This window comes from Paraburkholderia sp. 2C (genome assembly GCF_054589215.1).
The window spans coordinates 224121-250344 of the sequence record NZ_BAAILL010000017.1 but is presented as its reverse complement, the minus strand read 5'-3'; the positions used below and the strand labels follow the sequence as shown (position 1 = coordinate 250344).

The 26224-nt window shown below is 63.6% G+C and carries 26 protein-coding genes and 1 pseudogene; 15 read left to right on the top strand and 12 right to left on the bottom strand.

Features of this window, described 5'->3' with window-relative positions:
• Window positions 1-97: pseudogene (locus tag ACYPXD_RS05735) on the bottom strand (electron transfer flavoprotein subunit beta/FixA family protein); the annotation flags it as partial.
• A 162-nt stretch (window positions 98-259) separates the two neighbouring features.
• On the opposite strand from ACYPXD_RS05735, the gene ACYPXD_RS05730 reads away from it, so the two are divergent.
• From ACYPXD_RS05730 to glcF, 4 genes are all read left to right on the top strand, one after another.
• On the top strand, window positions 260-1150 hold the full coding sequence (locus tag ACYPXD_RS05730) for a LysR family transcriptional regulator (protein ID WP_459708427.1): 891 nt from the start codon (window positions 260-262) through the stop codon (window positions 1148-1150).
• A 311-nt stretch (window positions 1151-1461) separates the two neighbouring features.
• Complete coding sequence (glcD, locus tag ACYPXD_RS05725; protein ID WP_459708425.1) at window positions 1462-2961, top strand: glycolate oxidase subunit GlcD; 1500 nt, start codon at window positions 1462-1464, stop codon at window positions 2959-2961.
• The gene (gene glcE / locus ACYPXD_RS05720) at window positions 2961-4028 is read left to right on the top strand and encodes a glycolate oxidase subunit GlcE (protein WP_459708423.1); all 1068 of its coding nucleotides are present in this window, start codon (window positions 2961-2963) and stop codon (window positions 4026-4028) included. The genes glcD and glcE overlap by 1 nt, the downstream gene beginning before the upstream one ends.
• A 90-nt stretch (window positions 4029-4118) precedes the next feature.
• Window positions 4119-5348, top strand: a complete 1230-nt coding sequence (glcF, locus tag ACYPXD_RS05715; protein WP_459708421.1) for a glycolate oxidase subunit GlcF — start codon at window positions 4119-4121, stop codon at window positions 5346-5348.
• Window positions 5349-5424: 76 nt separating this feature from the next.
• Here the strand turns inward: glcF and ACYPXD_RS05710 are convergent, their stop codons facing one another.
• Together ACYPXD_RS05710 and ACYPXD_RS05705 are read right to left on the bottom strand one after the other, a co-directional pair.
• Window positions 5425-6159: a FadR/GntR family transcriptional regulator gene (locus ACYPXD_RS05710; protein WP_459708419.1), complete on the bottom strand. Its 735-nt coding sequence runs from the start codon at window positions 6157-6159 to the stop codon at window positions 5425-5427.
• A gap of 287 nt (window positions 6160-6446) precedes the next feature.
• Complete coding sequence (locus ACYPXD_RS05705) at window positions 6447-7502, bottom strand: LysR family transcriptional regulator (protein ID WP_459708416.1); 1056 nt, start codon at window positions 7500-7502, stop codon at window positions 6447-6449.
• Between the two features lie 265 nt (window positions 7503-7767).
• Here ACYPXD_RS05705 and ACYPXD_RS05700 point away from each other — a divergent pair, with 265 nt between their 5' ends.
• The 4 genes from ACYPXD_RS05700 (at window position 7768) to ACYPXD_RS05685 (ending at window position 10565) form a co-directional block, all read left to right on the top strand.
• A complete protein-coding gene (locus tag ACYPXD_RS05700) occupies window positions 7768-8076 on the top strand; it encodes a DUF4148 domain-containing protein (protein ID WP_459708414.1) in 309 nt (102 codons plus the stop codon).
• Between the two features lie 62 nt (window positions 8077-8138).
• A complete protein-coding gene (locus tag ACYPXD_RS05695) occupies window positions 8139-8567 on the top strand; it encodes an ester cyclase (RefSeq protein ID WP_459708411.1) in 429 nt (142 codons plus the stop codon).
• A 520-nt stretch (window positions 8568-9087) separates the two neighbouring features.
• On the top strand, window positions 9088-9954 hold the full coding sequence (locus ACYPXD_RS05690; protein WP_459708409.1) for a hypothetical protein: 867 nt from the start codon (window positions 9088-9090) through the stop codon (window positions 9952-9954).
• On the top strand, window positions 9951-10565 hold the full coding sequence (locus tag ACYPXD_RS05685; protein WP_459708407.1) for a hypothetical protein: 615 nt from the start codon (window positions 9951-9953) through the stop codon (window positions 10563-10565). Before ACYPXD_RS05690 ends, ACYPXD_RS05685 begins: the two co-directional genes overlap by 4 nt.
• A 73-nt stretch (window positions 10566-10638) precedes the next feature.
• Here ACYPXD_RS05685 and ACYPXD_RS05680 read toward each other — a convergent pair whose 3' ends face one another.
• The 4 genes from ACYPXD_RS05680 to ACYPXD_RS05665 all read right to left on the bottom strand — a co-directional run bounded on the left by ACYPXD_RS05680 (window position 10639) and on the right by ACYPXD_RS05665 (window position 14001).
• Complete coding sequence (locus ACYPXD_RS05680) at window positions 10639-11034, bottom strand: hypothetical protein (RefSeq protein ID WP_459708405.1); 396 nt, start codon at window positions 11032-11034, stop codon at window positions 10639-10641.
• Window positions 11035-11218: 184 nt separating this feature from the next.
• The gene (locus tag ACYPXD_RS05675; RefSeq protein WP_459708403.1) at window positions 11219-12538 is read right to left on the bottom strand and encodes an MFS transporter; all 1320 of its coding nucleotides are present in this window, start codon (window positions 12536-12538) and stop codon (window positions 11219-11221) included.
• A gap of 131 nt (window positions 12539-12669) precedes the next feature.
• A complete protein-coding gene (locus ACYPXD_RS05670; protein ID WP_459708452.1) occupies window positions 12670-13656 on the bottom strand; it encodes a D-2-hydroxyacid dehydrogenase family protein in 987 nt (328 codons plus the stop codon).
• A gap of 30 nt (window positions 13657-13686) precedes the next feature.
• Window positions 13687-14001 carry an NIPSNAP family protein gene (locus ACYPXD_RS05665; protein WP_459708401.1) on the bottom strand — a complete coding sequence of 105 codons (315 nt, stop codon included), beginning with the start codon at window positions 13999-14001 and terminating at the stop codon, window positions 13687-13689.
• Window positions 14002-14108: 107 nt separating this feature from the next.
• Between ACYPXD_RS05665 and ACYPXD_RS05660 the strand changes: the two genes are divergently transcribed.
• Window positions 14109-15101: a LysR family transcriptional regulator gene (locus ACYPXD_RS05660; RefSeq protein WP_459708399.1), complete on the top strand. Its 993-nt coding sequence runs from the start codon at window positions 14109-14111 to the stop codon at window positions 15099-15101.
• 96 nt (window positions 15102-15197) lie between these two features.
• Window positions 15198-15743, top strand: coding sequence for a DUF1003 domain-containing protein (locus tag ACYPXD_RS05655; protein ID WP_459708396.1), 546 nt, complete (start codon window positions 15198-15200; stop codon window positions 15741-15743).
• A gap of 25 nt (window positions 15744-15768) precedes the next feature.
• Here the strand turns inward: ACYPXD_RS05655 and ACYPXD_RS05650 are convergent, their stop codons facing one another.
• Window positions 15769-16011, bottom strand: a complete 243-nt coding sequence (locus ACYPXD_RS05650) for a hypothetical protein (protein WP_459708394.1) — start codon at window positions 16009-16011, stop codon at window positions 15769-15771.
• Between the two features lie 277 nt (window positions 16012-16288).
• On the opposite strand from ACYPXD_RS05650, the gene ACYPXD_RS05645 reads away from it, so the two are divergent.
• The 3 genes from ACYPXD_RS05645 to ACYPXD_RS05635 all read left to right on the top strand — a co-directional run bounded on the left by ACYPXD_RS05645 (window position 16289) and on the right by ACYPXD_RS05635 (window position 19988).
• Window positions 16289-17683 (top strand): mercuric reductase, encoded by a 1395-nt coding sequence (locus ACYPXD_RS05645; RefSeq protein WP_459708392.1) that lies wholly within the window; start codon window positions 16289-16291, stop codon window positions 17681-17683.
• A 102-nt stretch (window positions 17684-17785) separates the two neighbouring features.
• Window positions 17786-18196 carry an FKBP-type peptidyl-prolyl cis-trans isomerase gene (locus ACYPXD_RS05640; protein ID WP_459708390.1) on the top strand — a complete coding sequence of 137 codons (411 nt, stop codon included), beginning with the start codon at window positions 17786-17788 and terminating at the stop codon, window positions 18194-18196.
• Window positions 18197-18527: 331 nt separating this feature from the next.
• Entirely contained in the window at window positions 18528-19988 is a 1461-nt protein-coding gene (locus tag ACYPXD_RS05635) for a mechanosensitive ion channel domain-containing protein (protein ID WP_459708388.1), read from the top strand.
• A gap of 86 nt (window positions 19989-20074) precedes the next feature.
• Here the strand turns inward: ACYPXD_RS05635 and ACYPXD_RS05630 are convergent, their stop codons facing one another.
• Together ACYPXD_RS05630 and ACYPXD_RS05625 are read right to left on the bottom strand one after the other, a co-directional pair.
• On the bottom strand, window positions 20075-22237 hold the full coding sequence (locus tag ACYPXD_RS05630) for a 2Fe-2S iron-sulfur cluster-binding protein (protein ID WP_459708450.1): 2163 nt from the start codon (window positions 22235-22237) through the stop codon (window positions 20075-20077).
• Window positions 22238-22369: 132 nt separating this feature from the next.
• Entirely contained in the window at window positions 22370-22987 is a 618-nt protein-coding gene (locus ACYPXD_RS05625; RefSeq protein WP_459708385.1) for a glutathione S-transferase family protein, read from the bottom strand.
• A gap of 358 nt (window positions 22988-23345) precedes the next feature.
• Here ACYPXD_RS05625 and ACYPXD_RS05620 point away from each other — a divergent pair, with 358 nt between their 5' ends.
• Together ACYPXD_RS05620 and ACYPXD_RS05615 are read left to right on the top strand one after the other, a co-directional pair.
• Window positions 23346-23555: a TlpA family protein disulfide reductase gene (locus tag ACYPXD_RS05620; protein ID WP_459708383.1), complete on the top strand. Its 210-nt coding sequence runs from the start codon at window positions 23346-23348 to the stop codon at window positions 23553-23555.
• Between the two features lie 113 nt (window positions 23556-23668).
• Complete coding sequence (locus tag ACYPXD_RS05615) at window positions 23669-24085, top strand: DUF302 domain-containing protein (RefSeq protein WP_459708381.1); 417 nt, start codon at window positions 23669-23671, stop codon at window positions 24083-24085.
• A 19-nt stretch (window positions 24086-24104) separates the two neighbouring features.
• Here the strand turns inward: ACYPXD_RS05615 and ACYPXD_RS05610 are convergent, their stop codons facing one another.
• Window positions 24105-25082 carry a hotdog family protein gene (locus ACYPXD_RS05610; RefSeq protein WP_459708379.1) on the bottom strand — a complete coding sequence of 326 codons (978 nt, stop codon included), beginning with the start codon at window positions 25080-25082 and terminating at the stop codon, window positions 24105-24107.
• A gap of 206 nt (window positions 25083-25288) precedes the next feature.
• A complete protein-coding gene (locus ACYPXD_RS05605; RefSeq protein WP_459708377.1) occupies window positions 25289-26008 on the bottom strand; it encodes a GntR family transcriptional regulator in 720 nt (239 codons plus the stop codon).
• Between the last annotated feature and the right edge of the window lie 216 nt (window positions 26009-26224).

Below are 26224 nucleotides of genomic sequence, written 5' to 3'. Positions count from 1 at the left end.
TCTTCACGTTCGCAATGTCCACGCCCGTGTGGTCCGATTTCACGCGCACCTTCACGTTGTAATCGACCACCCTTTTGACTGGCACCAGAATTTTCAACGCTTGGCTCCTTTGATTCGGTTCGATGGTGCGACTGTGACAGAACCAGCACGCAAGAGGAATTGTCGATTGCTGAAGGGGGGATTAGGCGTGGGCTAATCGGTTACCATCGAAGCTTCGCCATGCCGGTCCAACGCCGCCTCAAAGCCGACCTGATACTCCATGCACTTCGACTTCGTTGATCTGAGCCTGATGACCGCGCTTGCCGACACGAAGAACCTCGCGCGCGCCGCAAGCCGCTGCCATCTGTCCGCGCCGGCCGCGAGCAACCGTGTCAAGAATCTGGAAGAAGGGCTCGGGTTTCGTCTGCTCTATCGTACGAGCCAGGGCATGACGCTCACGCCCGCGGGCGAAACCTTCGTGCGTCACGCACGCCTCGTGCTCGAAGAAACCGAGCGCCTTGCCGCCGATATGCAGGACTTCGGCGAAGGCATCAAAGGGCATGTGCGGGTCTGGGCGAACACCACGGCGATCAGCGAATTTTTGCCGGCGGTGCTGAGCCGGTTTCTTCGCGAACACCAGGACGTGAACATCGAACTGCGCGAAGTGCTGAGCGGCGAGATCGTCAAGGGGCTCACGGAAGGCGCGACCGACATCGGCATCGTCGCGGGCAATGTCGATACGGGGCACCTCGAAATGCTGCCGTATCGCGACGATCGCCTTGTGCTCGTCACGGCGCCCGATCATCCGCTCGGGCAACGCGACGCGGTGGATTTTGCGGAAACGCTCGACGAAGACTATATCGGTCTGCCGACCTCGAGCGCGATTCATTCGTTTATCAATATCGCCGCCGATGCGCTCGGCCGGCGCATCAAGCTACGCATTCAGGTCGGCAATTTCGAGGCCGCGTGCCGCATGATCGAGGCGGGCGTCGGCGTCGGCATCGTTCCCGGTTCCGTCGCGGCGCGACATGCGAGGACCATGGACATTCGAATCGTCAACCTGAACGACGCATGGTCGGAACGTAAGCTGAAAATCTGCGTGCGCAGCGTAAAGGATCTGCCGCAATTCTCGCGCGAACTGATCGATATGCTTACCGCTGAAGCGGATTAAGCCTGAACGTAGCATGCGCGGCGCGCGCAGCAACTCGCGCCTTCAGCCACCCCGGCTCATCTTCCCCATCCGCCGCGCCCGCCCTTCGGGCAAAGCCGTCCCGGCCCACCGGCCGATGGCCGACCGCGTGCGATCCTGACACGAAGTCACGGAATCTTTGACGAAGCTGTACGTTTACCCCTCCGGAGCGGGGGGCGGCGGCTTTCGCGCGATGCCAGGGTTTCTACTGGTTTTCGGGCCGCCTACGCGCCCCTAGCATTGACAGATGGTCGGGTGGTCGACCAGTTGACCACCGATCCGAAGGAGACGCAATGAGTTACCTGTACGACGAGAAGCTCGACGGAGCGCTCGAGTCGCACGACCGCGAAACGGTCGTGGCGGAACTGCAGCAGCTGCTGCCGGACCTGCAACTGCTGCATTCGCGCGAGGAAGTGCGTCCTTTCGAATGCGACGGGCTTTCGGCGTATCGCACGGCGCCCATGCTCGTGGCGTTGCCGGAGCGCGTCGAGCAGGTTCAGGCGCTGCTCAAATACGCGCACGCGCGCCGCATTCCGGTCGTCGCGCGCGGGGCGGGCACGGGTCTTTCAGGCGGCGCGATGCCGCTCGAAAAGGGCATCCTGCTCGTGATGGCGCGCTTCAACAGGATCGTGGAGATCGATGCGGACGCCGGGCTCGCGCGCGTGCAGCCCGGCGTGCGCAATCTTGCGATTTCTCATGCCGCGGCGCCTTACGGTCTGTACTACGCGCCCGACCCTTCATCGCAGATCGCCTGCTCGATCGGCGGCAATGTCGCGGAAAACTCGGGCGGCGTGCACTGCCTGAAATACGGGCTCACCGTGCACAACATCCTGCGCGTCGACATGGTCACGATCGACGGCGAGCGGCTTACGCTCGGCTCCGAAGCGCTCGATAGCCCGGGTTTCGATCTGCTTGCGCTGTTCACCGGCTCGGAAGGCATGCTCGGGGTCATTACGGAAGTGACCGTGAAGCTGCTCACCAAGCCGCAAAGCGCGAAGGTATTGCTCGCGAGCTTCGACGACGTCGGCAAAGCGGGCGGCGCGGTGGCGAAGATTATCGGCGCGGGCGTGATTCCCGGCGGCCTTGAAATGATGGACAACCTCGCGATTCGCGCAACCGAAGACTTCATCAAGGCCGGTTATCCGGTCGACGCCGAAGCGATCCTCCTATGCGAGCTCGACGGTGCGGAGTCCGACGTGGATGAGGAAATTGCCTGCGTCGACGCGATCCTGCGCGAATCGGGCGCAACCGATGTGCGGCTCGCGCAGAACGAAGGCGAGCGCCAGCGCTTCTGGGCGGGCCGCAAGAATGCGTTCCCGGCGGTCGGCCGCATTTCACCCGATTACTACTGCATCGACGGCACGATTCCACGCCGCGAATTGCCGCGTGTGCTCAAGGGTATTGCCGATCTCTCCATCGAATATGGCCTGCGCGTGGCGAACGTGTTTCATGCGGGCGACGGCAATATGCATCCGCTGATCCTGTTCGATGCGAACGTGCCCGGCGAAATGGAGCGCACCGAAGCACTCGGCGGACGCATTCTCGAGCTGTGTGTGGAAGTGGGCGGCAGCATCACCGGCGAGCATGGCGTGGGCCGCGAGAAGATCAATCAGATGTGCTCGCAATTCAACGGCGACGAATTGACCGTATTTCATGCGGTAAAAGCCGCGTTCGACGAACAGGGTCTGTTGAACCCCGGCAAGGCGATCCCGACGCTGCATCGCTGCGCCGAGTTCGGCGCGATGCACGTGCATCACGGCGCATTGCCCTTTCCTGAACTGGAGCGTTTCTGATGCGCCGCGATCTTCCATCCGCCGACGACAGCATCCGGCTGATCGACCAGGTGAGTTCGGCTGCCGCGCGGCGTGTGCCGTTGCGGATTCGCGGCGGCGATACGAAGGCGTCGCTCGGCAGACCCGTTGAAGGCGAGGCGCTCGATATGCGGGGCCATTGCGGCATCGTCAGCTACGATCCGACCGAGCTGGTGGTCACCGCGCGCGCCGGCACGCCGGTCGCGCAGCTGAACGCGGTGCTCGACGAGGCGGGCCAGATGCTGCCGTGCGAACTGCCCGAATTCGGCGGCGAGGCGACCGTCGGCGGCGCGGTCGCAAGCGGCCTGTCGGGGCCGCGCCGCCCGTGGGTCGGCGCGGTGCGCGACTTCGTGCTCGGCTGCCGGCTGATTACGAGCGACGGCAAGTATGTGCGCTTCGGCGGCGAGGTCATGAAGAACGTGGCCGGCTACGACCTGTCGCGCCTGATGGCCGGCAGTTTCGGCTGTCTCGGCGTGATCGCCGAAGTATCGCTGAAGGTGCTGCCGAAACCGCGCGCGACGCATTGCCTGCGCGTCGACATGAGCGCGGCCGATGCGCTCGACAGGATGGTCGAATGGCGTCGCGCCGGTTTACCGGTTACCGGCGCGTGTCATATCGACGACACGCTTTATCTGCGGCTCGAAGGCGGCACGGCGTCGGTGCAGTCGGCGGCGCAACGCATCGGGGGCGCCGCGATCGATCCTTCGTTCTGGGCCGATTTACGCGAGCAGCGGCTGCCGTTTTTCGCGAGCCCCGAATGCCTGTGGCGGCTTTCCGTGCCCAATCATGTCGGCATCGAAGCGCTGCCCGGTGCGGCGGTGCTCGACTGGGGCGGCGCGCAGCGCTGGCTCAAAAGCAATGCGCCCGCTTCGAGTATCCGGCGCATCGCCGAATCCGCGGGCGGACACGCAACGTGCTTCACGCCGGCCGCCGGCGTCGAGCCGTTTCAGCCGTTGCCGGCGCCGCTGCTGCGTTTTCACAGGCAACTGAAGCAGAAGCTCGATCCGCACGGCATTTTCAATCCGGGACGGATGTACGCCGAGCTGTAAATCCGCATTCGCGCGCTCAAATGCGCGAGCGCCAATCGATGAGATGAGCCCACGCAAGAGCCGCGCTTGGGCAGCCATTCAAGGGACCGCATGCAGACCAACCTTTCCGATCGCGCACGCAGCTTGTCGCGTGCCGACGAAGCCGATGAAATCCTGCGCTCTTGTGTGCATTGCGGTTTCTGTAACGCCACGTGCCCAACGTATCAGCTGCTCGGCAACGAGCTCGACGGGCCACGCGGACGTATCTATCTGATCAAGCAGTTGCTCGAAGGCGAAGCGGCGACCGAAAAAACGCAGACTCATCTCGACCGGTGCCTCACGTGCCGCAATTGCGAAACGACGTGTCCATCGGGCGTGCGCTATCACTCGCTGCTCGATATCGGCCGCGCCGAGCTCGAAAGCCGTATCGAACGGCCGCTGCGCGAGCGCGCGCTGCGTGCGGGGCTGCGGCACGTGATTCCGCGCCCCGGTGTATTCAATACGCTGCTGAAGGCGGGCCGCGCGGTGCGGCCGATGCTGCCGAAAGCGCTCGGCGACAAGATTCCGGCGCGGCAGATCGCCGCGAAGGCGCGCCCGCCGCGCCGCCACGCGCGCAGCATGCTGATGCTCGAGGGCTGCGTGCAGCCGTCGCTGTCGCCGAACACAAATGCGGCAACCGCGCGCGTGCTCGACAAGCTCGGCATCAGCATCGAAAACGCGCCGCAGGCGGGCTGTTGCGGCGCGACCGACTACCATCTGAACGCGCAGCAGGCCGGCCTCGATCGCGCGCGCCGCAATATCGACGCGTGGTGGCCCGCCATCGAGGCCGGCCGTGTCGAAGCGATCATCCAGACCGCGAGCGGCTGCGGCGCCTTCGTCAAGGAGTACGGACATCTGCTGCGCGACGATCCGCGCTACGCGGAAAAAGCGCGGCGCGTGAGCGAGCTCACGCGCGACCTCGTCGAAGTGCTGTCGGCGGAAAACCTCGACGCGCTGCGTTTGACCGAAGCCGAGCGGCGCCTTGCGTTCCATTGCCCATGTACGCTGCAGCATGCGCAGAAACTGGGCGGCGCGGTGGAGGGCGTGCTGCAGCGGCTCGGCTTCGAATTGTCCGCGGTGCCCGACGGGCATCTATGCTGCGGATCGGCCGGCACGTACTCGTTCACGCAGCCCGAGTTGTCGAAGCAGTTGCGCGACAACAAGCTCGATGCGCTGGAGAGCGGCAAGCCGGATCTGATCGCCACGGCGAATATCGGCTGTCAGACGCATCTTTCCGGCGCGGGCAGAACGCCGGTGCGGCACTGGATCGAGATTGTCGAGGACGCGCTTGCGGATGCATGAGCGGCATGCGCGCGTGCGCCCGCGCGCGCTCATCGCGAATTATCGGATGGTAGCGATGGTGACGCCCGACTGACGCCTAGCGCGAAGCGTTTTCGCGGATAAATTCGAGGTGCGTGCCGAGCGCGCTGCGTGCGGCACCCGGGTCGTGCTTGCGGATCGCTTCGTAAATCGTGCGGTGCTGCTGCACGAGATAAAAAAGGTCGGCGTTGCGCTTTTTGAATGTCGCGTACGTCTCTTCGATCGACTTCTGCACGAGGTTGTGGATGCCGTGCATCACGTGCACGAGCACGATATTGTGCGTGGCGTCCGCAATCCGCAGATGGAACGCCGCATCGAGCTGCGGCAGTGTCATTCCGCCGTCCGCGACGTCGTAGGGTTGATCTTTGCTGAACGCCGCTTCGAGTTCGGCGAGCGCTTCTTTAATGTTCTGAATGTCCGTCTTCGTTGCGCGCACCGCGGCGAGTTCGACCGCGACGGCTTCGAGCCCTTCGCGCATTTCCAGAATATCGCCGGCCGCCTTGCGATGGCGCGCCATCAGATGCGCGAGCGGGTCCGCGATCAGCGGCGCCGTGGAGTTCGCGACCACATAGCCGCCGCCCGTCTTCGCCTGGATCAGCTTGCTGCCTTCGAGCCGCAATAGCGCCTCGCGTAGCGACGGACGCGAGACATTGAGCTTCTGTGCCAGATCGCGCTCGGACGGCAGCGGTTCGCCGGCCCGCAACGTTCCGTCGACGATCAACTGCTCGAGCTGGTCGCAGACCGCGTCGGAGAGCCGGAATCGCGGTGGCGGAACGATAGGGGTGTAAGACATCGGTGCCTTGAATTGATGGACTGTGCGTCTGGATCTGTGCCTGGATCCGAGTTTGACCCGTAAAAACACGATGGTTTTTCAACGGGCAACTGTAGCCAGTAACAGGAGTCCGGTCAATTGCGGGTGATACGCGGGGGGAGCGGTGCGGCGGGACGTGGATCGGGAGGTCCAGCGGGAAGTCAAGCGCGAAGTGACGCGGAAAGTGACGCGGGAAGTGAAGCGGAAAGTGAAGCGAAACCGCCGGACCGCACCGGCGAGGCGCGCCGGCGGATCGGCCAGACCATCGGTTAATGAATCGTTTCCACCGTTGCGCACGGCATGGATGGCTCCTTTGCCGGCAGGTCGATCGCGCCATATTCCCGCGCTGCGTTGTGCGGCGCGGGCGTCTGTGCGTGCGTGAGATCGTGCTTCGCGAACGATTCGACTTCATGTTCGAGGCGTGCGAGCTCGGGCGTTACCCACTTGCGCAGGAAGTCGATCAGCGTGCGCGTTTTTGCATCCATATAGCGGCGCGACACGTAAAGCGCGTAGACATTGAACGGGCGCAAGCGCATTTGCGGCAGCACGCGCACGAGTGCGCCGCTGCGCAGATCGTCGAGCACGTTATACGCGCACATCATGCCGATGCCGGCGCCGGCGAGCAGCGCCTGACGCAGCGCATCGGGCGAACTGGTCTGAAACGGCGAGGACTTCACCGTGACAAGCATCGAACCGTCGGCGCCCTCGAGATGCCATTCGTCGGCCGGCGCGAGCGGGCTCGATAGGCGCAGCAGCGTATGTTGCGCCAGGTCTGCCGCGCTTGCCGGCATGCCGTGCCTGTCGAGATACGCGGGAGAGGCGGTCAGGATGCCGTGGCTCGTGCCGAGCGTCTGCGCGATATACGCGGAATCGGGCAATTGCATCGTGCTGGCGAGCGAGATGTCGTAGCCGTCCTCGACGAGGTTCGGAATGCGCTGCTCGATATCGAGGTCCAGCGATACGTCGGGGTGCGCGGCCTGATAGGCGAGCAGGGCCGATGTGACCGCGCCGCGCGCGAGACCCGGCGCCGCATGCACGCGAATACGCCCTTGCGGATGCGCCATCGCATTGCGTGCTTCGACATTGGCATTGTCGAGTTCCGCGAGAATCAGTTTCGCGCGTTCGAAGTATTTCGCGCCTGCTTCGGTTACCGAAAGATGCCGCGTGGTGCGATGAAGCAGCAAGGTCTGCAGTTCATCTTCGAGCAGCGATACCGCGCGCGAGATCTGCGCGGTGGTCGAGTCGCTCTCTTTCGCCACGGCCGTGAACGTACCGGCCTCCACGACGCGCACGAAGATGCGCATGCTGTGAACCATGTCAACCATGATGAACCTCTGTCGCGGCATACCGGCGCCACGTCGAATGGCTTGCATGCTGTCATAGTTAGACAGTGGTGTCAAGAATGGGGCGGGTGGGACGCTGTATGAGGGCGGGATGATTCGCGTCGATTACTGCGTTGCGCGTAAACATAGTCTGTCGGTATTTACCCTTAAACGCCGGGCGCACGATGACTAGACTTTAGCCAACGACGAAATGCGACTTCGCATCGTCGTCGAAGGCAACCATCTAGTCGTTGAGAGGCTAAACATCATGAAGATCCAGCATGCTTTACTGGCGTCCCTCGTCGCTGCCGCGCTCGCGGTACCGGCCGCGGCATTCGCGCAGCAATCGACCATCACGCGTGCGCAGGTGCGCGGGGAACTCGCCCAACTGCGTGCCGCAGGCTATCAGGGCGATACGGAAGCTTCATACCCCGCTGAAATTCAGGCTGCGGAAGCACGTGTTGCCGCGAAGCAGGCTCAATCCGCGACGGCCGGCTACGGTCCGGGCACGGCTGGGACGTCGGCAGCGGGCGCGGGCGCCGCGCCGGGTCCGACGCCCGGCTATTCCGGTCAGTAATCCGATGTTTGGCAGGCCGGCGGCAGGCACGTTTTGCACGTTTGAATGGGTGGAGGAGACAGATGGACGGGCGCGATTCGGTCCGGATGGTCGAGAACTTCTGGCGTCAGGTATGGCAGTCCGGCAATCCGGACGCGGTAGACAAGCTCGTCGCGGAAGACTTCGGGATCACCACCGGCGGTGTGACGATCGGCTCGCGCGATACGTTCAAGTCGTGGGCGGCGGCGTTTCTTGCCGGCATTGACAACTTTGAGTTTCACATCGTCGAGATGTTTTCGAGCGTGAACGGCGATCGCGTGGTGACGCGCTGGCGCGTGACGGGCAAGAACAACGGCTTGATGGGCTTCGAGCCCGATGGCGCGCCGATCGACATGACGGGCACCGCGGTGTTCGAGGTGCGCGAAGACGGCTTGCTGCAGCACAACTGGGTGGAGCGGAGTGCGCTCGAAGTGGAGCGGAATATCGAGTTGTTCAGGGTACGGGCTGCGTGATTGCAGCGCGTCGCGTCCAGGAGGAGCGAGATCGCCGACGCCACGGAATAGGCTGTTGCTGCAGGCAACTGATTTCAGTTGTGGCGCATAACTGCATATATGTTTGACAATTCATTACTAACTCGTTCTCACAAAACTCCTGCATTCGAGTTAAATGTCGTTCGCAAAACGAACGAATGGAGAGCGGAGAGTGGGATGCATCGACGAAGTGTGTGTGCGGCGACGATGTGACGGGGCGCGACCGGGCCCGAACACGGCCGCGCGGAGGGAACGCGATGATGCGTAAGGCAGCAGTACGGAATGGTGATCCGACTACAACTGGCGGGCGCGTCATTGCCTTCGAATCCACCATCTACGATAAAAACAGAGAGCGTGTTGCGCTGGACGGCGAAAAAGCGACGTGTGGCAATTGCAAGGGCTTATACAACACTGTCGGAACCGGCAAAGGCATCATCAACCGCTCGCGTAATGTCGTTGTGGATGGCGCGTTGTGCTGTGCCCGTGCGGAAAGAACCGCGTCATGGCGGGTGGCAACGCAGGGATTTTTCTCGAGACCAAGGTCACGACGGAGCGGACTGAGGGTGCCGTCATTTCCGCGGCTACGCAGGCGGCTATCGCGGGATTGGCGGCTAGCGAACACGAGGGTGACGACAAACAATATCCCGCTGCAAGCGTCAGGGACGAGCCCAAGCCTGACTGCTCATATCTTGACGGTTCGAAGGGCCGTATTGATGCACCTGCGAATTTATACGGTCACGCCAACGCTGTTACGTTAAGTTCGGGCAAGCAGACCACTTTCGACTTTCCGGGCGGAGGGGCGGGCGTTGCCACCCAATATGACGCGACTGTCAATGGCCGTCCGATTAGCATCATCGTGCCAACGCGGCGGCCCGCCCCCGGATATGGGGTACCGGACGGCAAGCAAATTGCTCGTGCGCTGGAGACGGTCCCACGCGAGCAATGCAAAGACCTTGATAGGATTTCGGTCAGTGCGGAGGCTAACCCGCAAGACGCCGTCTGGCAGAAGATCTATAAAAATCCATCATTTGCTTCTGCTGCTACGGCTAGTATTAGCCAAGGGGTAGCGTTTTATCCGTGGAAGGGATTTTCGACCATTCCACAACAGTACGTCGACAGTACGATGCTGCATGAAACAGGACACTTGTGGAGCGAATCGCTCTGGAAAGATTCCGCTCAAAAGCAGGCCTGGCTAGATGCCGTGACGAACGATGTTCATGCGCCTTCGCGATACGCGATGAACAACATGAACGAGGACTTTGCGGAGTCGGCGAATATGTATTGGTCGAGTAAGGGGACGCCTTGCGAGGTGGAAGGACGCAAGCGGTACCCTGCACGTTATGCGTATTTCGACAAGATTTCCAAATGAATCGAATCGGAAAGGCATTGACCGCTGCAGGCCTGTTTGCATTCACATGCGGATGCCTGGCAGCTTCTGGAGCGATGAATATGATCGCGCAATTTCCAGCGGGCGCTCAAGACCCGCACCTTCCTCATCCGGGAACAATCACGGCTAGGTTCGACTGGAATGGATCAACGGAGCAATGGAAAGCGTCCGACTTTCCGGAAAGCTTTGTTTTCCGGTGTTTCGATGAAACAGGAAAGCTCACTGCGCGAGCAAACGCCGCGTGGTGCATTCCAGTTGTTCAGATTGAGACGGTCTCTGTTGATGAAAGTGGGAAACCGGTTTCGCCAAGCGAAGCGGGCTCGATATCGACTACGCTATATGGTCCTGATCACACATTCATTGAGCACATTTCATCTCCGCCTAACCTCAAGCGTCAACGAGAACTCGATCAGCAGCGACAACCGGGAACGATTGGAAGTCCATTGAAGAAGGAAGCGGGCCCGGAGTTGCCCGACTTTCGGTCGTCGTATCGCACGCAGGGAGACTTCTTGCGACATAAGCGGGTCGTGCATGAACGCGAACTCAGCCCCGGACTTTGGGCGCGATTAAAAGGGTGGTTCGGGCGCACCTGACAAACGAGACTTCCGCGCGCCGCCAGTGGTGCCGGGCTTGGCGCGCTCATCGCGATACGTACCCGCATTGACCTCACAGCGCCGCGTCAACCAGTAACGACGCCTTCAACTGACGTATCCGCTGATCGACAAAATATCCGCCGCCTTCGACGTAGCGCAAATAGCTGCGCCCGCATACGGTGCACTCCGACACCGTGCAGCGGTTATACGGGAAATAGCGCGGCGCGATCGGCGCATCGACGGACCAGTAGCGCGTGCCGTTCGGATGATATTCGGCGAAGGTTGCGTCGTCCTGGTGTTGTTCGGCGAGCGTGCCCGCTTCGCGTAGTTGCGCTTCGGGCGTCGACAGCGGCAGCGTTTGCCAGCCGTCGGTCGGCGTGGCGTTGCACGCGCACGCGGCCGTCACGGCTTCAGAGCGCGCGGCGAGTTCAGTGAGTGCGGCGAAGTCGAGGAGGGAAGGCGAGGTCATCAGTGTGTGATTGGCGTGCTGAAGGAGCGGAAGCACGGGCCGAAGCCGGCGCAAACAAGTGCCGCAAGCATCGCACATTTGAGCGTCGCTTGCGCGCCGCGCGCACACTTGAAGTGCTGCGCGGCGCGTGCTTTGACGTGACTGCCTGCAAGGCGACCGCTTCAGGCGCGATCGCGTCGAACCCTCACTGCAACGCGCTCGACTCCGACAGCGCCTCGTTTTCTTCGTTCACTGCCGCGCGCTCGGGCAGCAGGAAGGCGATCAGCGCGGCGAGGAACGCGGCCACGGCGAGCGCGATCAGCGCCGCACCGAAGTGCCCCGTGAAGTCCTTGATGATGCCGACGAGCCACGGACCGAGCAGGCCGCCGAACTGACCGATCGTGTTGATCAGCGCAATGCCGATCGCCACCGCGGCGCCGGTCAGGAACTCGCCCGTGAGCGTCCAGAACACCGCGAGGCAGCCCCAGATGCCGGCCGCGGCAATACACAGCAGGATCAGACCGAACAAAGGCTGCGACACGAATGCGCAGGCAAGCAGCGCGAGGCCGCCGATCGTCATGCAGATCACGATATGCATGCGGCGTTCGCCGACGCGATCGGAATGACGCGCGACCAGATACATCGACACGGCCGCGCAGCAGAACGGCAGCGCGCTCACGAAGCCGACCTGCAGATCGGTCAGCGAGCCCATGTTCTTGACGATCTGCGGCAGCCACAGCAGCACGCCGTAAAACGCGGTCAGGAAGCAGACGAACAGCAGCGACAGACTCCACACGCGGCCCATGACCGCGATTTTCATAAACGGCAGGCTGGCGGTTTTCGTGAGCTTCGACGCTTCGCTTTCGAGCTCGTTGACGAGCCACGCGCGTTGATCGTCGCGCAGCCACGTTGCGCCTTGCGGACGGTCGGTGAGCCAGAACAGCACGAAGAAGCCGAGCACCACGGCCGGCACCGCTTCGAGCAGCAGCATCCAGCGCCATCCGGAATAGCCGTGCGCGCCGTCGAGCGCATGCATCAGCAGGCCCGACAGCGGCGAGCCGATCGCCGAGGCGACCGCCGTGGCCATGATCACGCCGGCGTTCGCGCGCGAGCGGTAGCGTACCGGGAACCAGTAGGCGAGATACGCGACGACGCCCGGAATAAAGCCCGCTTCGGCGACGCCGAGCAGAAAGCGCAGCACATAGAACGACGTCTGCGAATGCACGAACGCGAGGCCCGCGGAAACCAGCCCCCAGGTGACCATGATTCGCGAAATCCACATCCGGGCGCCGAAGCGATGCAATGCGATATTGCTCGGTACTTCGAACAGTGCGTAGCCGATAAAGAAGATGCCGGCGCCGAGGCCGAACACGGACGCGCTGAAGCCCAGTTCATGGTTCATGCGCAGCGCGGCGAAGCCGACGTTGACGCGGTCCATGTAATTGATGATGAGTAGCACAAACAGCAACGGCACGAGGCGCCGGTAGACACGGCTGATTGTCGATGCTTCCAGAGTGTGGTTCAAAGTTTGTCTCCTGTGCGGCGCGAAAGGCTTTCGTAGCATGCCGCGCAATTTTGGGTTTCTACAGCATCCGGCTTTCATCTACCGTACGCCGCGCGCGCCCCGCGGCGGCGAGGCGCACGACCCGCGTTCGCTCAACGCGCCGAGGCGCCCTCAATCGCCTGCGGATTGAGCACATTGACCGGCTTGCCGTCGCGCCACGCGAGCAGCTGATCGATCGCAATGCCGAAGTAGTGCTCGTATGTGTCTTTCTCGACGTAGCCGATATGCGGCGTGGCAAGCACGTTATCGAGCCTGATCAGCGGATGGTTCGCGCCGTAAATCGGCTCGTGCTCGTAGACGTCGACCGCGGCAAAACCGGGCCGGCCTGCCTTCAGCGCCGTTTCGAGCGCGCCCGGTGCGACCACTTCGCTGCGGCTCGTGTTGACAAACAGCGCGGTGGGCTTCATGGCCGACAGGTCTTGCAGCGTGATCGAACCGCGCGTGGCCGGCAGCAGGCGCAGATGGCAGCACACGACATCCGCCTGCGCGAAAAACTTCTGCCGGTCGCTTTCGCTTTCCACACCGTCGGCCTGCGCGGCCGCGCGCGAGGTCTCATGATCGTCGAGCGCGACGACGCGCATGCCGAATGCGCGCCCGTAACCGCCGACCACGCTGCCGATCTTCCCGTAACCGGCGATGCCGAGCGTGCGGCCTTTGAGCCCGATGCCGAGGTGCCCTTGCCAGAGGCCCGCCTTCAGCCGGTTCGCTTCGACGTGCACCTTGCGCATCGACGCCATCACGAGCGCCCACGTCAGTTCGGCTGCGGCCGTCGTCGCCGAGCCTTCCGCCGAAACGGGAATGCCGCGCGCCGTGCAGGCGGCGAGATCGACGTGATTCGCGGCGCGGCCGGTCTGGCTGATGAACTTCAGCTTCGGCAGGCGCGCGAGCAGCTCGGCTGTCACCGGCGTGCGCTCGCGAATCAGCAGCAGCGCGTCGGCGTCCGCGAAACGCTTCGCCTGTGCGTCAATGGATTCGAGCGTGTCGTTGTGAATCTCGACGTCGAACTGCGCGGCGAGCTTCGTATAGCAATCGAGCGTGCGCACGCAGTCCTGGTAGTCGTCGGAAATGATCACTTTCATGGTCATGGGTGGTCTCCCTGCTGTTGTGCTTCAGATCTTCGACCACGGGGCCGACATCACGAGCTGGTTTTCCTGGCGCTCGATATAGCCCTGTGCCGTCATCTTTTTGTATTCGGCCCAGTCCGGGTCCGCTTCCATCGCGGCGCGGCGCCGCTGACGGTCTTCGAAACTTTCGTAGCCCCACAGATGCACGACCTGGTTTAACGTGCCCACTTCGGAAATGAAGTAGCCGAGCGGGTCGCCGACATGCCGGCGCTGCACCGGCAGGCCGTACTTCTCATACAGCGCCAGATAGGCCTTCAGCTTGCCCGGCACGATCGTGTAGCGGCGCAGATCCACCAACATCCGTCTGTCTCCCTCAAGTGTTTCTTCAATCGGTCACGCGGCGAGTCTAGTGGTGTCGGAAGGGGTAATACAATCGATTAAATTCGCTTGATTCACGAGAAAAATCGATGAATGACAAATCGCTGAATACACCTTCCAAACGACTTTCGATTCGCCATATCCGCGCGTTCGTCGCGGTTGCGATGCAGCGCAGCCTCACGCGTGCGGCGGAGTCGCTGTTCGTCACGCAGTCGGCGTTGAGCCTGACGATCCAGCATCTCGAAGACGACCTCGGTGTCGCGCTGTTCGACCGCTCGACGCGCCGCCTCGATCTGACCCAGGCGGGCCGCGAGTTTTTGCCTTCGGCTGAAAGGCTGTTGCAGGATTTCGATTCGTCGATCCGCACGATGCGCGCGCTCGGCAAACGCGAACGCGGCAAGGTGGGGGTGGCGGCGGTGCCATCGGTGATGGCGCTGCTGGTACCGGAGGCGGTCGCGGCTTATATCGATGCGTACCCGAATATCGACATCTATTTGCGCGAAGACAATTCGGAAACGGTGCAACAGCGCATTATCAGCGGCGACGTCGACTTCGGCATCTGCAGCCCGTGGGAGCACGACCCCGAACTCGTGTTCGAGCCGCTGTTCGAAGACAGTTTCGGCGTCGTATGCGCGCCCCATCATGCGCTTGCGCAAGGCGACGGCGAACTGTCGTGGCAGGACATCGGCGGCTACCGGATTATCGGTTTCAGTCCCGATCTCGGCATGCAGCATCAGCTGAGCCGCACGCCGGGCCTCAGTGTGGAGGTGCGCGAGCCGCGCTATCGCGTCTCGAATACGTCGACGATCGAAACGCTCGTGGCGCGCGGCGTGGGCGTATCGATCATGTCGGCGCTGGCCGCGCAGCGCGCGCCGCTCGATACGCTGAAGCTGCGCCTGTTATCGCAGCCGGTGCTGACGCGCACGGTCGGCGTGCTGCGCCGCGAGGGCAAGTCGCTGTCGCCCGCCGCGGCGACGATGCTGCAGTACGTGCGCGCCGCGGTGCCCCAGCTCGCGCGCTTTCCGGGCGTGCGCGTCGACCCGGCGCTTACGGGCGAAGCACCCGCCCCGGGGCCGATGTGATGCCGCGTAAGGCTTAGCGGCGGCCGCCCCACGGCATCGCGCCGCCATAGTACCTTTGCCGTTTTTGTCCGCGCTTGCCGCGCGAGCTTCGACATTATGGCGACTCTTCTTCCCGACCCTCCTGACGGCGCCGATCCGGACCCGTCCACTGCGCACCCGCTTCGCTTTCATATAGCGCATTCGCACCTTGCTTCGCCGTTCGGCGACGCGTGGTTTGCGCGCAAAGCCGAAGCGTTCGCGCGCTTTTTCGGCACGCCGACCTTTCTCGTGGCGCAAACGCTGATCGTGCTTTCGTGGATTCTCGCGAACGTGACAGGGCTGACCCGATTCGACGTCTACCCGTTTATTCTGCTCAATCTTGCGTTCAGTTTGCAGTCCGCGTACGCGGCGCCGCTGATTCTGCTCGCGCAAACGCGTCAGGCCGACCGCGACAAGGCGACGGCCGAAGCCGATGCGAAGCATCGCGAAGCGCTTGCGCAAGCGTCGGAAAAGCGCGAGCTGCTGATGGCCGAGCAGACCGCGCAGCTGTCGGCGCTGCTGAAACAGAACACCGAACTGACTGAAACGACGCGGCAGCTCAGCGAACGCATCGAAGCGCTGACGCGCGAGATGCACGAAAAACTGTGCGTGCCCGGTCAGTAGGGCGGTTCAATCTTCAATTCTTGCTTCAGTCCGCGATCTTCGTCGTGGCGACACCCATCGCCATCCGGCGCAGCGCTTCGCGGCTCATCTTCCATGCGCGTTGCGCATCGCGTTCCTTGCGCGCGCGGCGCGCCGCGATTGCTTTCTCACACGAGCGTCGGGCAATGCGCGCATCGACACGGTCGACGGCGATCGCCAGCACAGTCGACAACACGGCGACCGTGACGCCCAGTCCAATGAATAACGACAACGAGGGAGTAAAGCTCATTTTCCGCTCCTGATTGCGACCATGATTCGTCTGATTCATCCGTCCTGCGAGTCGCGTCAATCCGGATGTAGAAGAGCGTAATGCCGCTTGATTAGCGCAGAGTGATGACGCGCGATCAGGAATCCATAAATCCGCAGAACGCCTTAGGAACGCGAAAGGTGCGATCTCGCCAAACATGGCGCGTTTTGTACAGAATCCGCGCTAACGGACCGCGACAATGACTTGCCCGTTTTGAAATCGCACGGGCCTTTTCATGAAGTCACGACGGAGAAGAGGAATGTCCAAACTGGAACAGGTCGACACGCTCATCCTCGGAAGCGGTCAGGGCGGCAAACTGCTCGCGTGGCATCTCGGCAACGCGGGACAGCGTGTCGCCGTGGTCGAGCGTCAATGGGTCGGCGGCTCGTGCCCGGCGGTTGCGTGTCTACCGAGCAAGAACGAAATCTGGAGCGCGCGGGTGGCGCATCTCGCGCAGCATGCGGCCGACTTTGGCACGATCACGGGCGCCGTGAAAACCGATCTCGCCAGGGTCCGGCAGCGCAAACGCGAGATGATCGCGCGCGAAAACGCCGCGCATCTGGCGTTCTATGAATCGAGCGGCGCGCAACTGATCATGGGCCGAGGCCAGTTCACCGCGCCGAAGACCATCGAAGTGACGCTCAACGAGGGCGGCACGCGCACGCTGAGCGGCAATCAGGTGGTGATCAACGTCGGCTCGCATGCGGCCATACCCGATATCCCCGGGCTCGCCGACGCGCAACCGCTCACGCATATCGAAGCGCTCGAACTCGATCAGTTGCCCGAACATCTGCTCGTGCTCGGCGGCGGCTATATCGGCATCGAAATGGCGCAGGCGTTGCGGCGCTTCGGCAGCCGCGTGACGATCATCGATCACAACCCGCACCTGATGCATCGCGAAGACGCCGATATCGCGGCGGAAGTGCAGAACATCCTGCGCGGCGAAGGCATCGAACTGCTGCTCGATGCGCAGACCACCAAAGTGGCCGGGCGGTCGGGCCACGAGGTGCGCGTGACGACGCGCGTGGGCGGCAGCGATAGAACCATTGAGGGCAGCCATCTGCTGGTGGCGACCGGCCGCATTCCGAACACGGCCGGTATCGGTCTCGACCGGCTCGGCGTCGAACTCGACGAGCGCGGCTATATTCGCGTGAACGAGCGCTTGCAGACGAGCGCGCCGGACGTATGGGCGATCGGCGAATGCGCGGGCAGCCCGCACTTCACACATGTGTCGGTCGACGACTTCCGCATCGTGCGCGACAACATGGCGGGCGGCCAGCGCAGCACGCGGGACCGGCTCGTTCCCTACTGCATGTTCACCGATCCGCCGCTTGCCCACGTCGGCCTCAACGAACGGGAAGCGGAACGCCAGAAGGTGCCGGTGCGCGTCGGCAAGCTGCCGATGGCCCATGTGCTGCGCGGCGAAGCAACCGACGAGAAACTCGGCTTCATGAAGGTGCTGGTCGGCGACGACGATCGCATCGTCGGCTTCACGATGCTCGGCGCGGAATCGGGCGAGGTGATGGCGGCGATGCAGACGGCCATGCTCGCGGGCCTGCCGTATCCGAAGCTGCGCGACGCGGTGATCGCGCATCTGACCTATGCGGAAGGACTCGGCCGGTTACTCGGCAACGTGCCGGCGCGCGCGGGCTGAGCATTCATCAACGCTTAACCGGGCGCGTGCAAGCTCCGCGTGATTTAAACCGGCCGGATCCGATTCGCTACAATAGCGCCGGCCATTCACGAGGAGAATCTGATGAAATTTGCATTGTGCGCGCTGACCGCCGCCGTTTTCGCCACCGCTGCCGGCAGCGCGTGTGCCGCCCAGGGCTCGACCGAGAAGCTGCCGTCCGGCGTGACCGTCGAACATCTGACGCCGGGCAACGGTCCGCAGCCGACGGCAGCCGACGTCGTGCGCGTCAACTATCGCGGCACGCTGACGAACGGCACCGAGTTCGACAGCTCCGCTAAACATGGCGGTCCGGCCGAGTTTCCGCTGGCCCGCGTGATCCCGTGCTGGACGCAAGGCGTCGCGACGATGAAAGTCGGTGAGAAAGCGAAGCTCACGTGCCCGGCCGCGACCGCGTACGGTTCGCGCGGCATCGGCGTGATTCCGCCGAACAGCGACCTGATCTTCGAAGTGGAGCTGGTCGGCATCGTCAAGTAAGCAGGGGCGCGCTGGAGCGCGGTCCTGGCGATCCGCGCGTTTCCTTTAGTTCGACGCGTTCAGCATTCCCGCAGTCGAATTGCGTTGGCCGCATGCGCGTTGTGCAATGCAATGCCCATGCGGCCTTCGTGCGTTATCGCTCGACGTTTTCATCGCGCCTTGTCATGCTCCGTTCCCCCTTGAGCAACACGGCGTGCGACGGGGCATACAGCGAAAAAGTCTTCTTGCGTGTTACTGTGAGCAGTCGCGCGCCCGCGCGGCAGCTTGCCGCCGCGGTGAGGGTCGGGGCGGGCTGCGGCCGGCGCCATTGCACCCATCGCATGGAGGCGCCTTGGACCATCCCTTGATCATCGGCTACGCGATCCTTGTGGTCGACCTCGCCGTATGGCGATTCCGTCTGCCGGCACAGGAAGTACCGCGGCTCTTCGTCCGGCTGCTGATGTTCGCCGGCCTTAGCTATGTGCTGTTTGCGTCGGGCCTGAGTCCGTTTACGCAAGCGCCCGGTTTCGGCTCGATGTCGCAGCATGTGCTGGGGCAGGTCCTCGAAATCATCTGGTGGTTGATGGGCGCACGCCTGCTCGGGCAGGCGCTCGATACGCTGCTGCTGCCGCGCGCGTGGCGCCGCCAGCGGCTCTTTCAGGACGTATTCGGCGCGCTCGTGTTTCTGGCCGCGATCGTCGCCTCGCTCGGCTTCGTGCTCGAGCTGCCCATACGCGGGCTCGTCGCGACATCGGGTGCGTTGGCCATCGTGCTCGGTCTCGCGATTCAAAGCACCTTGAGCGACGTGTTCGCGGGCATCGTGCTCAACACCACGGAACCGTATCAGATCGGCGACTGGGTGTCGGTCGACGATGTCGAAGGCCGCGTGGTCGAAATGAACTGGCGCGCCACGCACCTGCTGACCTCGCAAGGCAACGTCGTGATCGTGCCGAACGCGGTGGCCGCAAAAACCAAGATCACCAATAACAGCCGGCCGGGCGCGCTGCACGGCGTGAAGGTCAGCCTCGAAATTTCGCCGCAGGAGCGGCCCGCGACCGTCATCAGCGCGCTCGAGCGGGCGGTGAAGAGCGTCACGTCGCTGATGTCGGACCCGGCGCCGTATGTGACGGCGAAACACAGCACGGTGAATTCGGTGCTGTACGAAGTGGCCGGCTTCGTCGACGACATGGGCAAGAAGACCTCGGTCACCAACGAGCTATTCGATCTGTGCTACCGGCATCTCGCTTCCGCCGGCGTCGATCTGCGGCCGCTCAGCGTGCCGGCCGCGCCGGCCATGGTCGACGATCCGCGCGAAGCGCTGCTGCGCCGCGTCGAGCTGTTCGCCACCCTGACGCGCGACGAACTGCACGATCTCGCACCGAAGTTGACGCGCAAGGAGTACGAGGCCGACGACGTGCTGGTGACGAAGGAAGTCGTGCCCGAGTGTCTGACGATCGTCGAATCGGGCATTCTGAGCGTGACGCTCGATGACGCGAACGGCGACAGGATCGAGGTGTCGCGGCTGGGCCCCGGCGACACGATGGGCGAACAGGGGCTGCTGGCGGGCATGCCGGTGCGCGTGCAGGTAACGGCGTTGAGCCGCGTGGTGGTCTACCGGTTGAGGAAGGAAGACTTGACGCCGCTGCTCAAGCGCAACCCTGACGTCGCGAGGGAAATGTGCGAGCTGCTCGCGCGGCGGCAGGACAAGTTGAGCCGCATTTCATCGGCCGCGGCGCCGGCCGAGCATACGGAGCAGGGCGTGTTTCAGTGGCTGCTCGACGGCATGCGCAAGCTGCATGATCTGACGTTCTGAACGCAACGCGAGCGCGCGGGCCTGCCGCGCGCGACGGCGCACGGCGCACGGCGACGGCGCAGCATGCGCATGGCCCGCATGACCCGCTACAGGTCCAGCACCAGCGGCGCCGCGTCAGCCTCGTCCGTATGCGCCGGCATCGCGCAGCAAATCAGTGCTTCCCCTTCGGCGGCCGGGAAATCCGGCGGGCTCGCATAAGCGACCGCGCCGTCCACGATCCTTGTGCGGCAGCTTCCGCAGGTTCCGCCCCGGCAGCTGAATTCCGGCGACAGTCCTTGCGCTTCGGCCAATTCCAGTAATGAACCGCCTGCCGGTTTCCAGATGGCTTCTTTGCCGGACCTGGCAAACACGACCGGCGTGGGTTGCGCCGCCGGCGCGAGCGGCGCGGCCGGTGGCGTAGTTTCGGTAGCGTCCGCCGCCTTCCTTGCATGCGCGCGCTTGAGCCCGGACGGCCCGAATGCTTCCGCATGAATCCGCTCGTCGGCGATGTTGAGCTTGCGCAAGCCGTCGTACAGCGATTGCATGAACCCGGCCGGTCCGCACAGATAAAAATCGTAGTCGTCGAGCGGCAGCGTTTCGCGCAGCAGCGCGAGGTCGAGCCGCCCCGCGTGATCGAAGTCCTTTCCGCGGCGGGCCGTTTGCGGGTCCGAGAGTGTGCGTACGACGCTGACCGCGCCGCCGGACACGCTCGCGAGATAGTCGACTTCATCGGTAAACGCGCGTTCGTGCAGCGTGCGCGCCGACTGGAACAGCCACGTCGGACGCATGCGCCGCGTGCGCAAGCCTTCGTAGACGATATGCCGCAGCATCGCGATCATCGGCGTGATGCCGACGCCGGCCGCGAGCAGCACGGCGGGGCGTTCTTCGTGCGCATCGATCGTGAAGCGGCCCGCGGGCGCGCGCGCTTCGATCACGCTGCCCACGCGCAACGTGTCGTGCAGATGGCGCGAGACGAGGCCTTCGCGCTTGACGCTGATGCGGTAGCCGCCGTCCGCGGGCCCGGACGAAATCGTGTAGGTTCTGCGCACCGTTTTCAATGCGCCCGTCGCGTCCGTTTCATCGGGCAGCTGCACGCGAATCGGCAGATGTTGTCCCGCCTGGTGCGGAATCACGCCGGCGCCATCGGCGGGCTCGAGATGAAACGAGCGGATCGTCGTGCTTTCGTCGACGATTTGCGCGACCTTGAACGGCCGCCATGCATCGGCCAGCGCGGCCGCTTGCAGACGGTGTTCGGCTTCGGTCCAGTTGCCCGTCATCAGCGAATTGAGCGACCAGCCGTCTTCGTTGAACACCCAGCGCAACGGCAGCGCGCGCGCACGGTACACGACGCGGCGCGGCTTCACCCGCCACAGCCGTTCGGCGCCCTGAAACGCGGCGACTTCCGGCGAATCGGGATCGGGATCGACCGATGCGTCGCCCGTGATCTGCAGCAGATCGCCCGTCGCGAAGTCGACGAACACGAGACCCGCGCGGCCGGTCACGAGAATATTGCCAAGCGTCGAGAAGAACAGGTTGCCCGCGAAGTCGGGAATCGTCAGCACGCCGTCCGCACCCACGCGCACGAAGCCCGTGTTACCGCCGCGATGCGATACGTCGACTTCGCGGCGCGCAGTGGCAGAAGCCTGATCGTCCGCGTGGTTCGCACCTGCGTCGCGGTCCGCGTACGATGCGACGAAAAACGTATCGGCCGCCGCAATCATTTCGCGCGCGCGTTCGGTCAGTTCGTTGCTGATCACCGGCTCGGCATCGGACACCACCGCCGGCTCGCGCGTGAACGTGAAATTGCGGATCTGGATGTACTGGGGGCAATTGCCGAAGCTTTGCCCGACATCGACCGCGAAGCCACCCGCGCTCCGTTCGCGCACGATGCCGTTCATCCGGTTGCGCCGGCGCGTGTGCAATTCGATGCCGAGCAGGCCGACGGCCGCGCCATCATGGATGCCGGCGGCGGCCGGGTCGCGCGGCTCGGGCATTGCGTTGACGCGCAGCCGGTGTGCATTGGGTGACTGCACAAAGCCGGGCTTGCCGGCCACGAGCGTCGCCCATACCTCGCCGTCGCGGTCCACGGAACCGAGTGCGACGAACGGCAACTGCGCGAAAAACGCACGATGCTGGTCGGGCATATGGTCGCGCACCACACGCCGCCCGAGGTCCTTCATCCGGTCGGCAACGCCCGCTCGCCGCTGCAGCGCGACTTCGCCGGCGTGCCAGATTGAACCGGCTTCATCGACCATCACGGGCGTGGACATATCCATCATTGCGCTCCTTCGAAATCTGCCCAGGCACTGGCCTCGCCAGCGCCTTCGTGCTGCACGGTGTACCGCGCCTTGCAGTGCTTTCGCGCGACCGCGTGCCGGTGCGCCGCGCGCTTCCTCGCCTGGTTATTGCGTGGCTCTGAGTCCCGCCGGCGACTTCCTGAACTCGACGAAGCGAGGCAATGCTTCGACACGCGCGAGCCATGCGAGCACGTGCGGATAACCGGACAGATCGACATTGCCTTCCGGCGCGTTCGAGATATAGCTGTAGAGCGCGATGTCGGCGATCGTCGGCGTCTTGCCGGTCACGAAGTCGCGATCGGCCAGTGTCGCATCGATCAGGCCGAGAATGCGGTGCGCGCGCGCAATCACTTCGTCGGTATCGAACTTGCGGCCGAACACCGTGACAAGACGCGCGGCGCACGGCCCGTAAGCGATCTCGCCGGCGGCAACCGACAGCCACCGTTGCACTGCCGCTTCGTCAGCAGGCGTTTGCGGCAGCCAGGCGGTCTTGCCGAACTTGCGTGCCGCGTAGACAAGAATCGCGTTCGAATCGGCAATGACCGTTTCGCCATCGATCAGCACCGGAATCTGTCCGAACGGGTTCAACTTCAGGAACTCGGGCGATTTGTGCTCAGCGGCCGCGAGGTCGACTTCGATCACGTCATGCGGAATGTCGAGCAACGAGAGGCCCAGATGGGCGCGATGCGAATGGCCGGACAACGGGTGGTAATACAGTTTCATGGCGCGGTCTCTTGTCGGATGGCGGCTCCGGACCATCCGGACCGCTCGTACGCAGTGTAGGAATCAGGCGCGCGATTCAGAATACGCGGCGCGCTCAAAGCATTTTTCTCGTTACGAGAAAGATGGGCGGACAACGGTGCGGGAAGGGCGTCGGCGGGCCGTGGGACGGGGGCGGGAACGCGCGGGGTCGCTCGAAAAACGTTCGAAAAACGCCCCGGCGGGCATGCGATGGCGTGCGGCAGTGCCCGGTCTGAGCCGCAAAAGCATAGCGATGAGCCGTTCGGGCATGCCGCGGCGCAGCGCGCGCGGCTACACTCCAAACGGGCTTTTCGGTTCCGCGGCGAGGGCGTGGCCATCGATGAATTTCGGATTCCTTTCACTGCCGGTAGGGCCGTTGATCCTGTTCGCGAGCGTCGTCGCCGCGGGTTTTCCGACCACCCTGTTCTACGATGCGCGAGGCCGGCTGCTTGGGCGGCATCTCGGGCCGTTTTCGCGCGCCACGTTCGCAGCGGCGCTCGAACAGTTTTATCCGGCGATTTCCGCGCAGAAGCAGGAAGCCTCGCGATGAGCGGCGGCCGGGTTCGCATGGCCAACCTGTTGCGGCGCGTTGCAGGCCGGAAGGTGCGGCGGGTTGCGCTCGCCGCATCGGTTATGTTTTTCACCTGTTCGATGGAGCCTGTCGTGACTGCCCGAGCCGATACACCGGATGTGTCTCCCGCATCGCTCATCACGCTGCACAGCCAATACGATTTCGCGACCACGGTTACGCGCCTGCGCGACACGCTCGCGGCGCGGGGGATCACGCTGTTCGCCGATATCGACCAGAGTGCGGCGGCCGCGGGCGCCGGCATGCCGTTGCGGCCCACGCGGCTCTTTCTGTTCGGCAATCCGAAGGCGGGCACGCCGGTCATGGCGGCCCATCCGCATGCGGCGCTCGAGTTGCCGCTCAAGGCCGTGGTGTGGGAAGACGCCGATCGCCACGTGCATATCGACTATCAGGATGTGACGAAGACGCTGACGGCGTATGGCGTCGATGCAGCGCTGCTTGCACCGTTGCAGCCGGTGCCGGCGCTGTTGCGCGCGGTGGCGGGGCAGTAGGCGCGCCGCGTGGGCGCTGCTATTCGAAGTCGTTCAATTGCGAAGCCAGTTCGGCGACTCGCTGACTGGTGTGAGGGATCGACTCCCGGATGTGTGCCAGGTCGGCGTTCATCTCGCCGATATGCGAGCGCAGTGTGCCGATGTGCGCGTCGCCTTCGTCGATCATTCGCTGCAGCGCTTGTATCGAGGTTCGTTTGCGTTCGATCTGCAGCCCTGTCTGTTGCAATGCGGTTTGAAACGAGGGATCGGCGTTGCCGCGCTCGATCTGTCGTGCGAAAAATTCGGACATGCCTTGCAAGAAGTCGACGTCGTTCTGTATCACCCGCTGGTCGGCGTGGGTTTGCGTCTGGAACGTTTCGTATCGACGTATCAGGCCAAGGGCATCGTGCACGTCCTGCCGCACGTCCGAATGCCGGGCAAGGAGATCTTCGAGTGTGGCCCGCGTTTCACGAAGATCGTTCTCTATCTGCGCGTGCGTGCGCAAGGGGCGCCCGCCAGTCAGGCCGATGTCGTGATGGACGCGCCATTGGCTCGTCGGGTCGAGCCGGACAGGGATGCCGGGTTTGGTCTGGTCCCGCAACTGGACGATGCGCCACGTCTGGTTCGCCGGGTCGTTGCGGATTGCGTAGTGGTGTTGCCCAACTGCGACGTACCGTTGCCTCGATTCGTCCGTCAGGATACCGACATGTTGTGGATCGGATCGCAAATCGCCTCGCGGTGTGCCGATATAGGCATCGGGAAGCGTGCCTGCGATCGGGGCGGCTGCTGCGGAGGCCGTTGCAGCAGCGGGTTGCCGCCCGGCGGCGCGGAGCCCAACGGGCGCAAGCGGGCCACTCGCCACGGTCCCGGCATCTCGCGACGAGGGTTCCGCTTGCGCCTGCTGGCCGCGTTGGCCGCGCTGCGTATCGATTCGAGGCAGCGGCACGCGCGATTCCGGCGAGCCGGCGCGATAGGGCTCGACATGCATCTGAACATGTAAGGTGGGAAGGCTGATCATCGCGAACGCTCCAGGCATACACAGGCGAAAGTACGCGCGATGCGATCGCGCGCCGTCGGCGCCGGCGCAATCGATCCAACGCAGCGCGTCAGCGTGATTTACGCAGAGATTCGCGCTGCGATGTGGTGCTATGAGCGGGCAGGTTCAGGAACGTACCGGCAGGGCACGCCGGCACACGCGCGACAAAACCGTACCCGCTCACGTATTCAGAACTTCTCCGGATCCTGCTCCCACGCGAGCTCGATCGCATGCAGCGCGCCGAGCACGATCGAGCGGTTCAGCGCCGCCGCGAGCGTGCCGTCGCGTTCCTCATAGGCTTCGCACAAGCGCTGGTGATCGGCGCACGAGCGCTGCAAGCGGCCGGGCAACGACGTGCTCAGATGGCGCAGACGGTTCGTGCGCATCTTCAGCGTGTCGAGCACTTCCTTGAAAATGTTGTTGCGCGAGACACGCAGTTCTTCGTCGCGAAACTGCACGTTCGCCCAGAAATAGCCGTCCACGTCGTCGCGCGCCGCGACGTCGGCAAGACGCTTGTGCGCGCGCCACAGCGCGGCGATATCGTCGTCGGTGGCCTGTTCGACGATTGCGTAGGATACCTGCGCGTACAGCACCGCGCGCAGCTGGTAGATCTCGCGCACATCCTTGATATTGAGTGTCGACACGCGCGGCCGGCGCCGCGGCGACCAGTCGACCAGACCCTCGCGGCTCAGCACGAAAAGCGCCTCGCGCACCGGTGTGCGGCTCACGCTGAAGCGCTTTGCCAGGTCCACCGAATTGAGATCGTCGCCGGGCCTCAGGCGTCCTTCGATAATGCCGCGCGCGACCCATTCGACGATTTCGGCCACGCGCGGCGAATCGGCTTCCTCGAGCGGCGTCGCGCTCGTCGCGAGGCTCGCCGCCGCGTTCTTGTCCCCATCCCTGACCATTTTCTGTTTCCTCGCTCGACTGGCGCCGATGCATCGATGCACTGCACGGGGCCAGATTCTAACAAACCGGCAACGGCCGGCGACACGCGGCCCGAACGTCCGTTCGACCGTTCCGGAACTTAAAGTGTGCACACTTAGCCAACGTTTCACTTGATTTTACTCGAAACGCCTCGCATACTCGCTTAAAGTGTCGACACTAAAGTTTTTAAAAGCACA